The organism is Micromonospora sp. NBC_01392 (genome assembly GCF_045040125.1).
Lineage (GTDB): Bacteria > Actinomycetota > Actinomycetes > Mycobacteriales > Micromonosporaceae > Micromonospora.
On record NZ_CP109549.1, the window covers coordinates 2,071,452 to 2,085,449 of the forward strand.

Annotated in this window: 10 protein-coding genes and 5 tRNA genes; 9 read left to right on the forward strand and 6 right to left on the reverse strand. The window is 74.3% G+C overall.

The genetic code is table 11. The features are described from left to right. Positions 1 to 12: 12 nt before the first annotated feature. The gene (locus OG767_RS09675) at positions 13 to 1,371 is read right to left on the reverse strand and encodes a glycosyltransferase family 2 protein (protein ID WP_405093084.1); all 1,359 of its coding nucleotides are present in this window, start codon (positions 1,369 to 1,371) and stop codon (positions 13 to 15) included. 287 nt (positions 1,372 to 1,658) lie between these two features. Here OG767_RS09675 and OG767_RS09680 point away from each other — a divergent pair, with 287 nt between their 5' ends. Then, the gene (locus OG767_RS09680; protein WP_405093085.1) at positions 1,659 to 2,831 is read left to right on the forward strand and encodes an alkane 1-monooxygenase; all 1,173 of its coding nucleotides are present in this window, start codon (positions 1,659 to 1,661) and stop codon (positions 2,829 to 2,831) included. A 129-nt stretch (positions 2,832 to 2,960) separates the two neighbouring features. Here the strand turns inward: OG767_RS09680 and OG767_RS09685 are convergent, their stop codons facing one another. Next, complete coding sequence (locus tag OG767_RS09685; RefSeq protein WP_199199863.1) at positions 2,961 to 3,563, reverse strand: TetR/AcrR family transcriptional regulator; 603 nt, start codon at positions 3,561 to 3,563, stop codon at positions 2,961 to 2,963. Between the two features lie 273 nt (positions 3,564 to 3,836). On the opposite strand from OG767_RS09685, the gene OG767_RS09690 reads away from it, so the two are divergent. The 4 genes from OG767_RS09690 (at position 3,837) to OG767_RS09705 (ending at position 5,026) form a co-directional block, all read left to right on the forward strand. Continuing rightward, positions 3,837 to 3,909 (forward strand) — tRNA-Gly (locus OG767_RS09690). 35 nt (positions 3,910 to 3,944) lie between these two features. Next, a tRNA-Cys gene (locus OG767_RS09695) sits at positions 3,945 to 4,015 on the forward strand. 13 nt (positions 4,016 to 4,028) lie between these two features. Beyond that, positions 4,029 to 4,103 (forward strand) — tRNA-Val (locus OG767_RS09700). A gap of 104 nt (positions 4,104 to 4,207) precedes the next feature. Beyond that, on the forward strand, positions 4,208 to 5,026 hold the full coding sequence (locus OG767_RS09705; protein ID WP_405093086.1) for an isocitrate lyase/phosphoenolpyruvate mutase family protein: 819 nt from the start codon (positions 4,208 to 4,210) through the stop codon (positions 5,024 to 5,026). Positions 5,027 to 5,123: 97 nt separating this feature from the next. On the opposite strand, the gene OG767_RS09710 is transcribed toward OG767_RS09705, so the two are convergent. Continuing rightward, positions 5,124 to 5,366 carry a DUF6458 family protein gene (locus tag OG767_RS09710; RefSeq protein WP_107159425.1) on the reverse strand — a complete coding sequence of 81 codons (243 nt, stop codon included), beginning with the start codon at positions 5,364 to 5,366 and terminating at the stop codon, positions 5,124 to 5,126. Positions 5,367 to 5,516: 150 nt separating this feature from the next. Between OG767_RS09710 and OG767_RS09715 the strand changes: the two genes are divergently transcribed. The 3 genes from OG767_RS09715 to OG767_RS09725 all read left to right on the forward strand — a co-directional run bounded on the left by OG767_RS09715 (position 5,517) and on the right by OG767_RS09725 (position 7,498). Then, a tRNA-Gly gene (locus OG767_RS09715) sits at positions 5,517 to 5,589 on the forward strand. 13 nt (positions 5,590 to 5,602) lie between these two features. Then, positions 5,603 to 5,674, forward strand: a tRNA-Val gene (locus OG767_RS09720). Between the two features lie 177 nt (positions 5,675 to 5,851). Beyond that, positions 5,852 to 7,498 (forward strand): PKD domain-containing protein, encoded by a 1,647-nt coding sequence (locus tag OG767_RS09725; protein ID WP_405093087.1) that lies wholly within the window; start codon positions 5,852 to 5,854, stop codon positions 7,496 to 7,498. Between the two features lie 68 nt (positions 7,499 to 7,566). On the opposite strand, the gene OG767_RS09730 is transcribed toward OG767_RS09725, so the two are convergent. Beyond that, entirely contained in the window at positions 7,567 to 8,121 is a 555-nt protein-coding gene (locus OG767_RS09730; RefSeq protein ID WP_405093088.1) for a hypothetical protein, read from the reverse strand. 628 nt (positions 8,122 to 8,749) lie between these two features. Here OG767_RS09730 and OG767_RS09735 point away from each other — a divergent pair. Further along, positions 8,750 to 9,751, forward strand: coding sequence for an NAD-dependent epimerase/dehydratase family protein (locus OG767_RS09735; RefSeq protein WP_405093089.1), 1,002 nt, complete (start codon positions 8,750 to 8,752; stop codon positions 9,749 to 9,751). A gap of 247 nt (positions 9,752 to 9,998) precedes the next feature. Here the strand turns inward: OG767_RS09735 and OG767_RS09740 are convergent, their stop codons facing one another. Together OG767_RS09740 and OG767_RS09745 are read right to left on the reverse strand one after the other, a co-directional pair. After that, positions 9,999 to 11,003 (reverse strand): twin-arginine translocation signal domain-containing protein, encoded by a 1,005-nt coding sequence (locus OG767_RS09740; protein WP_107159417.1) that lies wholly within the window; start codon positions 11,001 to 11,003, stop codon positions 9,999 to 10,001. Between the two features lie 65 nt (positions 11,004 to 11,068). Continuing rightward, entirely contained in the window at positions 11,069 to 13,987 is a 2,919-nt protein-coding gene (locus OG767_RS09745) for a BTAD domain-containing putative transcriptional regulator (RefSeq protein ID WP_405093090.1), read from the reverse strand. Positions 13,988 to 13,998: the final 11 nt, after the last annotated feature.

A 13,998-nucleotide genomic window follows, 5' to 3' on the forward strand; every position in this document is an offset into this window, starting at 1 on the left:
CGGTGACCGGCCTCAGCCGGCGGCTGCGGCCTGCGCGTACGCGGGCGCGGCGCCGGCGGACCGGGGGCGCAGCGACAGCACCGCGCCGAGGCCCGGCACGTCCTGCCGGTCGACGGTGAACTCGGCCGCCAGTGACCGGTGCAGGTACGCCAGCGACTCCGGGTCGACAGCGCACATCTCCGGCGCGTTCTCGTCGGTGGCGACCAGGTGCACCTCGCCGGCCAGCAGCAGCGACGAGTTGACGAACTGGCACAGCTCCGGCCAGAGCAGGTAGCGCCAGAAGTTCACGCTGACCACCGCGTCGAGGCTGCCCGGCGCCAGCGGCGGGGCGAGTCCGATCAGGTGGAAGTTGGTCGGCCCGACCGGCGCGGCGTGGTCGAACGTCAACGCCTCCGGGGGCAGCCCGGCGTCGGCGCTGCCGGTGCCCACCCAGAGCACCCGGGGCCCGGGCAGCCGGCCGGCGAGTCCTGTCACGGCGGGGCCGATGGCACACGTCGCGGCCGTGACGGACGCGCGGACCAGGGAACGGTAGAACAGGATCCGCTTGACCGCCTCCGGGCCCACGATGACGCTGAGGAACTCCCACTCCAGGCAGGGGTAGAGCGCCATGACCGATCGGGTGTTGGCCATCATCTCGGCCCAGTTGCGGCCCATGTTGCGGTGGTGCGGCAGGTGGACCACGCGGGCGTCGTCGTCGTACCCGAACGTCGCCCCGGCCTGGTCGACCCGGTAGAACAGCTCGATGTCCTCCATGCCGTAGCTGAGCGCGAACTCCTCGCGGAAGCCGCCGACCCGGTCGAACAGCTCGCGGGGCAGCGAGATGTTGTGCGTGTAGGCGACGGTCCAGCCGACCGCCAGCCAGTCCCGGCGCTCGTCCGGCACACCGTCGGGGGGAAAGCGCATGTCGCCGGCGTACGGCGAGAGGCGGGGGATCGCCGCCGGTTCGTCGCGCAGCACGGCGGGCAGGTGGGCCAGCCCGATGTCGTCCCGGCGGCCGATCAGCACCGGGGCGGCGCCCGGCGTGCGGTGGTGGGTCAGGTGCCGCTCCAGCAGGTCGGGCATCGACCAGGAGTCGGCGTCGAGGAAGACGATCAGGTCCGCGGCGGCGTGCCGTACGCCCTCGTTGCGCACGCCGGAGCGACCCCGGCGCTCGGCCAGCTCGATCAGCCGCAGGCGCAGGCCGGCGCCGGCGGCCAGCGCCTCCGGGTAGCCGTCGGACGATCCGCCGTCGCGCACCACGACGACCTCGAAGCGGTCCGGGGACAGCGTCTGGCGGGCCAGCGCCCGCAGGGTCAGTTCCAGGCAGTGCGGGTCCTGGTAGGTCGGCATCACCACGGTCAGCTCGGGGGAGCCGGGGGTCTGCGACGACATGCGCGTGATCTCCGTTCGTCGGTCCGTGGCGGACGTGCGCCACCGGGGCCACCGGCGCGGCGGGTTCGTTGCGGACCGCCGGCGCGGGCGTGCGGAAGGGGGCCGGCCGGGGGGTGGAGGGCCGGAGAACGCTGTGATGAGGATGATTCACGATAACCGTACGCATAGGTGGCAGTCACTGAAAGCAGGGGTTGGTAGGGGTGGCTCGCTTTACAAAAACTTTTCTCTTGTAAAACACGCTGGCGGCTGACACAGTCGGGTCAGGAGCAACCGATCGGAGTCCGACGATGCGTATCGACACCGTTCCGTGGCGGGACCCCCGCCGGCCGCTCTGGCCGCTCGCGCTGCTCGTGCCGGCGCTGCCGTTCCTGGCCTGGTCGCTCTGGCACGCCACCGGGTCCGGCTGGGCCTGGTGGCTCACCCCGGCGATGGTCTTCGGCGCCATCCCGCTCGTCGACCTGATGATCGGCGACGACCGGGCGAACCCGCCCGAGGCGGCGGTGCCGGCGTTGCAGGCCGACGGCTACTACCGCTGGCTCACCTACCTCTACCTGCCCGCCCAGTACGCGGCCCTGGTGCTGTGCTGCGCGGTGTGGGCCGGCGGCCGGCTCTCCTGGCCGGCCGCCGCCGGCCTGGTCGCCACCGTCGGGGTGGTCGACGGCATCGCCATCAACACCGCCCACGAGCTGGGGCACAAGCGGGAGCGGGCGGAACGCCGGCTGTCGAAGATCGCGCTGGCGCCGACCGGGTACGGGCACTTCCACGTCGAGCACAACCGGGGCCACCACACCCGGGTCGCCACGCCCGAGGACCCGGCCAGCTCGCGCCTCGGCGAGTCGTTCTGGGCGTTCTGGCCGCGTACCGTCGCCGGCAGCCTGCGCTCGGCCTGGCGGTTGGAGGCCGGCCGCTTCCGGCTGCGCGGGCGCAGCCCGTGGACCTGGCGCAACGACGTTCTCAACGCCTGGGCCCTGACCGTGCTGCTCTTCGCCGTGCTGGCGGCGGTGTTCGGGCCCGGCGTGCTGGTCTTCCTCGTGCTCCAGGCGGTGGTCGGCTTCTCCCTGCTGGAGGCCGTCAACTACCTGGAGCACTACGGCCTGGCGCGGCAGCGCACCGCCGCCGGCCGCTACGAGAAGGTCGACCCCCGGCACAGTTGGAACAGCGACCGGGTCGTCACCAACGTCTTCCTGTTCCAGCTCCAGCGGCACAGCGACCACCACGCCAATCCGCTGCGCCGCTACCAGGCGCTGCGCAGCTTCGACGCCTCGCCGCAACTGCCGGCCGGCTACGCCACCATGGTGGTCGCCGCGCTGCTGCCGCCGGTCTGGCGGCGCGTGATGGACCACCGCGTGCTGGCCCACTACCGGGGCGACCTGTCCGCCGCGAACGTCCACCCGCCGGCCCGGGACCGGGTGCGGGCCCGCCTGGCCCGGGCCGGCGCCGCGGAGCCGTCCGCCGGCTGAACTCCGGGCCCGGCCGTCCCGCACCCCCTGGTGGACGGCCGGGCCCGGCCGCCGCCACGGTCCAGCCGGCCGGGCCCGGTGCCGGCTCCCGTCCAGCCGGCCGGGCCTGGTGCCGGGGCTGGTGCCGGATCAGTCCAGTTGGCCGGGTTCCAGGCTCAGCTCGCGGGCGGCGACCAGGCGGATCCACTCGGCGATCTGCCGGCGGGTGATCACCCGTTCGTGCACCGAGAGCTGCACCGCCAGGCCGTCCATCACGGCACTGATCCGCCAGGCCGCGCCGGCCGGGTCGGGGCAGGTGAAGGTGCCGTCGGCGACCCCGTCGGCGATCACCGTCGCCAGGTCCTGCCGCCAGCGCAGGTCGAGGCGGCGGGAGAGCTTCTCCAACTCCGGCGTCCGCAGCGACTCGGACCAGCCGTCGATCCAGATCGACCAGGAGGCGGCGCGGCCGGTCGGCGCGTAGAGGCGCAGCATCCGGCGCAGCTTCGCCAGCGGCGGAGCGGCGGAGCGGAGCACCGCGTCCAGGCGGGCCAGATCCTGCTCGACCGCGTACGCGAACGCCTGCGCGAGCAGCCGGTCCTTGGTGGCGAAGTGGTAGAAGACCAGCGCCTGGCTGACCCCGGCGGCCTCCGCCACGTCGGCGGTACGCGTGTTGGCGAGCCCTCGTTCCGCGATCACCTCGCAGGCCGTACGCAGCAGCGCGTCCAGGCGGATCTCGGCGGCTCGTCTCGTCACGCCGTTACGGTAGCCCATCCGGATGACCACGAGGAGTTACCGGAGCGGCCGGTCGGCGATGGGACAGTCGGAAGGTAGACACTCCGTCGGTGGTCAGGATCCGCAGGTGGGCGCGCCTGTGATCGGCCCGCCGGCTCCCACCCAGGCTCCTAGGACGCCTGCCGGAGATGGCGCACCGCTCATCCCGGACGCGCCGGGAACGGGGATCCGATTTGGCAACGTTCCCTCGCTCGGCTAAAGTTCTCATCCGTCACCGGGAAACGCCGGGGGCGTGCGGACGTAGCGCAGCTGGTAGCGCATCACCTTGCCAAGGTGAGGGTCGCGGGTTCGAATCCCGTCGTCCGCTCGGAGAATGCCGCCACGCAGTTCGGGGGCAACCTCGGTGGAGTGGCCGAGAGGCGAGGCAACGGCCTGCAAAGCCGTGTACACGGGTTCAAATCCCGTCTCCACCTCGGCAGTTGACGAGGGCGATTGGCGCAGTGGGAGCGCGCTTCCTTGACACGGAAGAGGTCACTGGTTCAAACCCAGTATCGCCCACCATCGGAAAGGCCGTGTCGATCACTCGACACGGCCTTTCTCGTCGTGCGCAGGACCTCGTCGGGTGCGGGGCACCGGGAACGCCCCGCGTGGTCGAGACTGGCCCGGTGAACGAACAGCAGACCCGAGCCCAGCAATTCCGCAGCCTGCACGTGCCCGGTGAGCCGTTGGTCCTGGTCAACGCCTGGGACGCGGCAAGCGCCCGGATCGTGGCCGCGGCCGGCGCCCGCGCGGTCGCCACCACCAGCGCCGGCGTGGCGTGGAGCCGGGGCGCGCCGGACGGTGACGCGCTCACCCGTGAGACCGCCGTCGACGTGATCCACCGGGTCGCCGCCGCGGTGCCCCTGCCGGTCACCGCGGACATCGAATCCGGGTACGGCGACACCCCCGACGAGGTGGCCGAAACGGTGACCGCGGTGCTCGCGGCCGGCGCGGTGGGCGTGAACATCGAGGACGCCCGGTACGACGCGGGCCCGCCCCTGCGCCCGGTCGACGAGCAGTGCGCCCGCCTGGCCGCGGTCCGCGCCGCCGCCGACCGCGCCGACATCCCGCTCTACGTGAACGCGCGCGTCGACACGTTCCTGTGCGGGGTCGGCGGTGTGCCGGAGACGGTGGCGCGGGCCGAGGCGTACCTGGCCGCCGGCGCGGACGGCGTCTTCGTGCCGGGGACGGTCGACCCGGAGACCATCGCGGCGCTGGTGGCGGCGCTCCCCGCCCCGCTGAACGTGCTGGTCGGGCCGGGTGCCCCGGCGGTTGCCGAGCTGGCCCGGCTCGGGGTGGCCCGGATCAGCCTCGGGTCGACCGTCTTCGGGGCGGCGTACGCGGTGGCCCGGCGGGCGGCGACCGAGGCGCTCGACGCCGGGACGTACGACGCGCTGGCCGGCGGGCTCGACCACGGCACGCTCAACGCGCTGATGCGGGACTGACCCGGGGACGCGGACGGGGGCGCCCAGCGGCGCCCCCGTCCCGGCCCGGCCGGGGACCGATCAGCTCCGTCGGCCCCCGGGTGTGTGTGCGGTCGGATCACATCGGCGGGGCGACGTCCCGGCGCTCCTCGACCCGGCGGTACTCCACCGGCTGGTCGACGGTGGTGACCACCTGACGGCGGCGGCCCCAGACCAGCGTGGTCATGATCAGGCCGAGCACGCCGGCCGCCATCAGGATCCAGCCGACGACGTCGAGATCGACACCGCCGACGTTGGCGTTCAGCGCGAACGTGAGGATCGCGCCGACCGCGATCAGGAAGATGCTCGTACCGATACCCACGACAGCCTCCTTCAGGGGGATGATTGTGCTGTCGCCCGGCTCTGTACCCCGGCGGCGAGCAGCGCAACCACGGGTGCGCGGGGGGTCGCCGCGCGGCGATCTTGGCATCGGGTAGAGTTTCCCTCGTCGCCGACGCGAGCCGGCGGCGGTGCGGACGTAGCGCAGCTGGTAGCGCATCACCTTGCCAAGGTGAGGGTCGCGGGTTCGAATCCCGTCGTCCGCTCGCGAACTGCCCCGGGCGATTGGCGCAGTGGGAGCGCGCTTCCTTGACACGGAAGAGGTCACTGGTTCAAACCCAGTATCGCCCACCGAAGAATCACCCCTCTGCCGCCGGTTGACCGGCGGGCATCCCCCACCGGCGGCCGGCACCGGCCACATCGGTCACCCGTTCGCCCCGAGGGCCGGGTGAAGATCAACCGTGCGGGTTATGGGCCGCCGGCTCGACGCGTGTCAGGGTGAGGCCCGATACGCAGGGAGGCGGTCACATGCGGACGATCGGGCAGGGACGATGGCGGCGTACGGTCGCCCGGACGGGCGTGGCGGTGGTCGTCGCGGCGGCCGGGGTGACGGTGGGCGGCGCGCCCGCGCAGGCCACCGCGACCCGGACCGTGGCGTTCTGGAGCATGGACGAGCCGGCGGCGTCGACCGTGCTGACGGACAGCAGCGGCAGCGGCCGGCACGGCGCGGTCGGCGACGAGGTGGTCACCGGCGCGATCTATGCCGGGGCCACCGGTCACCGGTTCGCCACCCACCTGCCCACCGACCAGGAGTACGTGCCCGGCCACGTGGACCTGGTGCCGCACAGCACCGACCTCAACCCGGACGCCGGGGACTTCTCGGTGACCATCCGCTACCGCACGACGTACTCGTTCGGCAACATCCTCCAGAAGGGACAGGGGAACACCGCCGGCGGCTACTGGAAGTTCGAGGCGCCGGGCGGCAAGCCGAAGTGCCTGTTCCGCGGCGGCGACGGCGCCTCGCGCACCGGGTACACCGACGTGCCGATCGCCGACGGTCAGTGGCACACCGTCACCTGCAACCGCACCGCCGCGTACGTGGAGATGTACGTCGACGGCGTCCGCACCAGCCGGCTGTCCGGGCCGACCGGCACCATCGCGAACTCGTGGCAGCTCTCCGTCGGCGGCAAGAGCCAGTGCGACGGTACGAAGGTGACCTGCGACTACTTCGCCGGTGACATCGACTACGTGAAGATCCTGAAGGGTTCCGGCGGGCCGGCCAACCAGGCCCCGGTGGCCGCCGTGACGCCGTCCTGCGCCGGGCTGGTGTGCACGTTCTCCGGCGCCGGTTCCACCGACGCGGACGGCGCGATCCAGGACCACCGGTGGGCCTTCGGCGACGGGTCCGACGCCGACACCGTCTCCGTGCCGACCACGTCGCACACGTACGCCGCGGCCGGCACCTACCCGGTCACGCTGACGGTCACCGACGACCGGGGCGCCACCGGCACCACGACTGTCGACGTCACCGTCGCGCCGGTGCCGGAACGGATCTCGTTCGTCGGCCAGGCCACCGCGAACGCCAACTGGTCCAGCCACACGGTGACCGTCCCGTCCGGCGTGCAGCCCGGTGACACGCTGCTGCTCCTGCTCGGCCAGAACACCCACACCGGCACCGGCGAGCCGACCGGGGTGACCGGCTGGACGCGCCTCGACCGGTTCGACGGCGGCTACGCCACCACCACCGCCTGGTGGAAGACCGCGACCGCCGGGGACGCGGGCACGGCGGTGCGGGTGGCGCTGGACAGCCAGGCGAAGGGCAACCTGGTGGTGGCCGCGTACCGGGGGGTCGCGCCGGGCGCGCCGGTCTTCGCCCGGGCCACCGACCCGGCCAGCACCGCCACGCGGACCACCCCGCTCGCGCCGGTGACCGCCGCGCAGAGCTGGGCCGTGTCGTACTGGCTGCACGGCGACGCCACCTCCACCGCGCTCACCCCGCCGGCCGGCGTCGCGGTCCGCAGCAACAGCTCGCAGACCGGAGGTGGCCGGGTGACCGGCCTGCTGGCGGACTCGGCGAGCAGCGTCCCGGTCGGCAGCTACGGCGGGCTGGCCGCGACGGGCGCGGCGGCGAGCACGACCACCACCACCTGGACGTTCGTCCTCCCGCCGGCCTGACCCCGTTTTTCCGGTACGCACGCGAAGGCCGGCACCCCGTGCGGGGTGCCGGCCTTCTGCAGCATGTCTTAGCTGTTCCAGTGCTTGTTGACGAGGTCGGTGGCCTGCTTCTCCCACTGCGCGTACGCATCCGGGTAGGCGGACACCTGCACGGTCTGGGCGGCCTTGGTCAGCGGCATGTCCTGCCAGCCGTCGACCTGCTTCAACCCCTTCAGGAACGCCAGGGTCGAATACTCCGGGTCGGTGATCTGCTCCGGGGTGCCCCAACCCGAGGACGGGCGCTGCTGGAACAGACCCAACGAGTCGTGATCATTGCGGTCGCCGAGGTGGCCCAGGTTCTCCAGCTTCGACTCCTGCAACGCCGTAGCGATCGAGACCACCGCGGCCCGCTCCGGCAGCCCGGCCTTCTTCGTCGCGGCGACGATCGCCTTCACGTTGGCCGTCTGCTCATCATTCAGGCTGATCGTCGACTGCTCACCCTGCACGCTCGCGACCGCGACCGGCTTGCTGGCGGTGGCGGCGTGCGCGGACTCGACATGACCGGCGATCGGACCGGCGAACACACCACCGGTGAAAGCCAGACCAGCAATACCCAGAACGCTCTTACGCAGCATCGTGTTCATGAGGGGGCTCCATTCGGGGGTCAACGCACCGGGGGGGTGCGGGCACCGTCAGGCGCACAAGAAAAGTTCTGGCTGCTCGCGGGGGCGGGGGCCTCGACGCGGGCGCCGGAAGACTGTGCAACGACCGGGCGTCCACCGTCATTCCCAGAGGGCTGGCGGGCGCTTGCCTTCCTCGGCCGTGCACCGGGATACAACGCCGCGACCCCCCGACCCATTCCACCGCCAGCGTGCCGCCCACCACCCCCAAACCGGACAAACCGCCCCACACGAGAACGCCCCCGACCCCCCGACCGCCGATCTTGCAGTTACGGACCGCCCATTCGGTGCAAAACCCGACGTTCCAGGGGCACCAAGTGCAAGATCGGCGCACGGAAGGTCCAGGGGTGGGGTGGTGGCCTTGCTGCGCAGCGAGACCGCCCACTCCGCGCCCCGCCCGACGCTCCGACCGCTCACCCCGTTGACCATGAGGTTGGCGGTGACGAAACGGACATCGAGTGCCGCCAACTTCATGATCAACGCGGGGAGCGGGCCGGGGAGGGGCCAGGGAGCGGGAGGGTTCTGCCGTTGGCAGATCCGCTCACCGTGAACAGGTCCGCCCGGCCCGGGGTTCCGGGGGCAGGGTGGGGCGATGCGACTGTTGATGCTGGGTGGCACGGGTTTCGTCGGTGGGGCGGTGGTGGCCGAGGCGGTCCGCCGTGGCTGGGCGGTGACCGTCTTCAACCGGGGTGTGCACGGCGAGGTGCCGGCCGGCGTACACCGGTTGCGGGGTGACCGGGACGAGCCCGGCGGGTTGGCGGCGCTCGCCGGCGGCGAGTGGGACCTGGTGGTGGACACCTGGGACGGCGCGCCCCGGGCCGTGCGGGACGCGGCTCGGGCCCTGACCGGTGCGGTGCCGCACTACGTCTACGTCTCCAGCGGCTCGGTGTACGCGCCGACGGCCGGGCCGGGCACGGGGGAGGAGGCGCCGACCGTCGCGGCCGAGCCGGACGCGGACGACGGCGACTATCCGAGCAACAAGGCCGGCGGGGAGCGGGCCGCAGTGGAGGTGTTCGGCGAGCGGGCGTTGCTGGTGCGGGCGGGCCTGATCCTCGGGCCGGGGGAGGACATCGGGCGGCTGCCGTGGTGGTTGCACCGGGTCGCCCGGGGCGGGGACGTGCTGGCCCCCGGGCCGCCGGATCTCCCGGTGCAGTACGTGGACGTCCGCGACCTGGCGGGTTGGCTGCTGGACCGGGGCGTCGAGGGCGTCGGCGGGGCGTACAACGTGGTGAGTCGGAGCGGGCACACGACGATGGGTGAGTTGCTCGACGCGGTGGTGGCGGCGACCGGGTCGGCCGCGACGCTGCGGTGGACGCCGCCGGCGGCGATCCTCGCCGCCGGCGTGGAGCCGTGGAACGACCTGCCGATCTGGATTCCGCGCGGGCACGAGTACCGCTGGTTGCAGGAGCGCGACGTCGAGCGCGCGTACGCGGCGGGTCTGGTCTGCCGGCCGGTCGCCGAGACGGTCGCGGACACCTGGCGGTGGCTGCGGGCGGTGGGTGGGGTGCCGGCGCGGGCCGGCCGACCGGCGCGCGCCCCGGTGGGCCTGGCTCCGGAGCGGGAGGCGGCGCTGCTGGCCACCCTGCCGGCCTGATCCGCGACGCGGGCGGTCCTCCGGTCGCGGCGCACGGCCGGCCGACCCGCCGCCACCGCCGGCACCGGCCCGACAGACAACGGGGGCGGGCCGGTGCCGGCGCAGGCCGGCGACATCGGGGGGCGGCGCGGACGACAACGGGGCCAGCCGGACGGCGACGGGGGCGGTGCGGCGGGGCCGGGTCCCGGCGGCCCCGCCGCTTCCCCGCGCGCCGCCGTCGCACCCGGCGGCGCGCCCGGTCCGGCACTCAGGGGTGGGTGCCGACCTGGCTGGCCTCGGTCTCCCAGATGCCGTACTGCCGCTCGGCCGGGGGCAGGCCGTAGAAGCAGACGCTGTCGACCTGCCCGGCCGTCTCGTTCGCCACCGACGAGCCGAAGCTGACGTAGCGGTAGCCGCGGTCGGACTTCGCGCCGTCGATCCCGGCCTCGGTGATCTTCATGCTGAGGCCCGGGTTCCAGCCCCGCACGTAGTCGATCATCTTGTACGGGTTGCGTTCGCCGCCGCCGTCCGCGCCGCGCGTCAGATAGCTGGAGCTGTAGCAGTGCACGGTGGCGACGTCCGGCCGGTACGGGCCGGTGAGCATCGCGCCCAGCCCGTCGCCGGTGTCCCGGACGAAGGCGTCGAACCACTGCCCGGAGTTGCCGAACGTGAACCCGGAGCCGTCGCCGTTCCAGCGGCCGGCCGGCATGTTGATCGCCCAGAGCAGGTTGCCCCGGTCCTGGGCCGGCTTGTTGTCGCGGATGGTGGCCAGTCGGTTCCACCGGGCCAGCCACGGGTTGTTCGGCTGGTGCCAGTCGGGTTCGTTGCCGATCTCCCAGACGAAGAGCGTGTTCGGGTGCGCGTCGACGTACGGCAGCAGTTGGTCGAGTTGTCGGCGGGCCAGGGCCGGGTCCGGGTCCTCCGAGGACTGGATGATCATCTCGGTGAGTCCGGTGCCGCGCAGCTCGTCGAGCTGCCCGTCGCTGAACTGCCGTCGGTTCGGGTCGCCCCAGAACATCGAGATGCGGGCGGTCTGCGGACGCATCCGGCGCAGCAGGTCCACCTTGCGGGCGAAGTCGATGTTGTTGGTGGCGCTGCCGGGCGAGACCACCGCGCCCCACTTCATGTAGTACGCGGCGGACGCCGGCGCGGGAACGCCGAGCACGCCGCCCGCGCCCAGCACGGCGGCGGACGCGCCGACGCCGCCGAGGAACCGGCGTCGGGACAGGCCGGGTCCGCCGGTCGTCGGCGGGACGGTGGTGCGGTCGGTCATCGGGAGCCTCCCCTGGTCCGATGGGTTCGGCCCCCACCGTGCCGTCCGCCGGCCGTCCCGTCCTCTCAGCTCGCTCTCACCTCGCTCGCGGCGCGCGCCCGCGCCTCGCCGAGCAGCCGCAGCGCCCGCTCACGTTCCTGCTCCTCGCCGTGCACGCGGCACAGCGCCAGGCAGCCGCGCAACGCGGACCGGGCCGCCGGGAGCCGACCCAGGGCGAGATGGGCGGCGCCGAGACGACGCAACGCGATCAGCTCACCGATGCCGTCGCCGACCTCCCGGCTGCCGGCGACCGCCTCGGTCAGCTCCGCCACCGCCCGCTCGTACTCGCCGGTGCGCAGGTGCAGGTCGCCGAGGTGACCCCGGCTGATGGCGGCGCCCCGCCGGTAGCCCAGCTCCTCGCAGAGCGCCAACGCGCGGCGCAGCAACCGGCCGGCGTCCGCCTCCGCGCCGTCGCGCCCCAGCACCAGGGCCAGGCTGGTCGAGGTGTACGCCTCGCCGAACCGGTCGTCGAGCTGCCGGAACAGCGCCAACGCCGCCCGGAAGGCGGTCTCCGCCGCGTCGGTGCGCCCGGCCACCCGGTGCGCCGCGCCGAGCCCGAACAGCACCTGCGCCTGCCCGGTGGGGTCGCCCAGCTCGACGGTGAGCGCCTCGGCCCGCCCCAGCGCGGTCATCGCGGCGGCGTCGTCGCGGCGCAGCCGGTACACGGTGCCGGCGGCCCGCAGCGTCAGCGCCTGCCCGGCGCGGTCGCCGAGCCGCTCGAACCGGGCCAGTGCGGCGTCGAGGCAGCGCCGCGCGTCGTCCAGCCGGTCCAGGTTGAGGTACCGCTCGCCGCGGGCCCGCAGCAGCCACGCCTGCCCGGTCTCGTTGCCGGCCGCCTCGCACGCGGCCAGCGCCTGCCCGATGGTGGCGTCCCAGTCGTCGAGGTGCTCGCGCAGCTCGAAGAAGCGGCCGAGCGAGTTCGCCAGGTTCCAGGCCGCCTCGTCGAGCCCGGCCGACGCGGCCCGCCGGACCGCGCCGGTGAGCGGGCCGCGGGCCGCCTCGAACCACGACACCGGGTCGGCGAGCACCACGTCCAGCTCGGCCGCCGTCCACCGGGACCAGCGCGGCGCCGCGCCGGCCGGGCCGCGCCTGAAACCACCGGGGGTACGCCGGTAGGCCTCGTCGGTCAGCGTCAGCCAGCCGCCGACCAGCCGGGTCAGCGCCGCCCGTCCGACGCCGGCCGGTTCCTCGGCCGCGCCGCGCTCCCCGGCGTACGCCCGGACCAGGTCGTGCAGCCGGTAACCGGCCGGGTCGACGTCCACCAGCCGGGCCTCGACCAGCCGTTCGGTGAGTTCCTCGGCGGCGGCCAGCGGCACGTCGAGCAGCGCCGCGGCGGCCCAGGACGGCACCCGGGGCAGGTCCACCGCACCGAGCAGCCGCAGCAGGCGGCGTTCCGCGCCGGTCAGCTCCTGGTAGCTGGTCGCCAGGCTGGAGCGGACCGCCAGGTCGCCGGTGCGCAGCACGTCCAGTCGGGCGCGCTCGTCGGCGAGCTGGTCGGCGAGCCGCCGTACCGGCCAGTGCGGGCGGGCGGCGAGCCGGGCGGCGGCGATGCGGATGGCCAGCGGCAGGTGCCCGCAGCGTTCGGCCACCCGGCGGCAGTCGGCGTGTTCGGCGGTGACGCGGGCCGGCCCGAGCGCGTGGCGGAGCAGGTCGACGGCCTGCTCGGCGGTGAAGACGCCGAGGTCGACGTGGGCCGCCCCGGGCAGGGCGGTGAGCCGCCGCCGCGCGGTGACCAGCACCGCGCATCCCGGCTCGGCGGGCAGCAACGGGCGGACCTGGTTCTCGCCGGCCGCGTTGTCCAGCACGACCAGCAGCCGCCGGCCGGCGGTGCGGGCCCGGAACAGGGCGGCCCGTTCGTCCGTCCCGGCGGGCACCGCGCGCGGGTCCTCGCCGAGGGCCTGGAGGAACCGGCCCAGCACCGCGCCCGGGTCGAGCGGCTCGCCGCCGCCGCGCAGGTCGACGAAGAGCTGCCCGTCGGGAAAGGACGCCCGGACCAGGTGTCCGACGTGGACGGCGAGGGTGGTCTTGCCACCGCCGGCCACGCCGGAGACGGCGACGACCCGTGGCGTGGTGGCGGTGGCGGCGGTGAGCCGGGCCACCAGGTCGGCGGCGACGGCGTCCCGGCCGACGAAGTCGGGGGCGTCCATCGGCAGTTGCGCGGCGGCCGGCGCGGGCACCCCGTCGGGGGCGTCGTCGAGCAGCGGATCACCGGCCAGGATGCGCCCGTGCAGGGCCTGGAGCGCCGGGCCGGGTTCCAGGCCCAGCTCGGCGACGCCGGCGGCCCGGCCCTGCCGGTAGACCTCCAGCGCCTCGGCCCGCCGGCCGGCCCGGTGCAGCGCCCGCATCAGCCGCTCGCGCAGTTCCTCCCGCAGCGGCTCGTCCCGCACCATCCGGTGCAGCCGGGGAATCAGCTCGGCGTGCCGGCCGAGGCCGAACTCGACGTCGATCCGGTCCCGTTCGGCGGCGAGGCGCTGCTCGGTCAGCTCGGCGACGGCGGCGTGGAACCCAGCGGCGCCCGGGTCGCCGGGCAGCCGCACGTCGGCCAGCACCGGCCCGCGCCAGGCGGCGAGCGCGTCGCCGTAGCGGCGGGACGCCTCGGTCAGCCGCCCGGCGGCGGCCAACTCGGCGGCCTCGGCGGTGGTGGCGGCGAAGACGGTGGCGTCGAGCGCGTCGGGGGCGACGACGAGCCGGTACCCGCCGGGGCGGGTGGCGATGGCGTCGCCGAGCACACCGCGCAGCCGCCAGATCAGCGTCTGCACCTGACCGACGGCCGTGTCCGGCGGTGCGTCGCCCCAGAGCGCGGCGAGCAGCAGGTCCAGCGAGACGACCCGGCCGGCGTGCACCAGCAGGACGGCCAGCACCGCCCGCTGCTTGGGGCTGCGCAGCGGGACCGGCTGCCCGGCCCGGATCACCTCGAGTGGGCCCAGGATCCGATAACTGACCATGCGGGCGACAC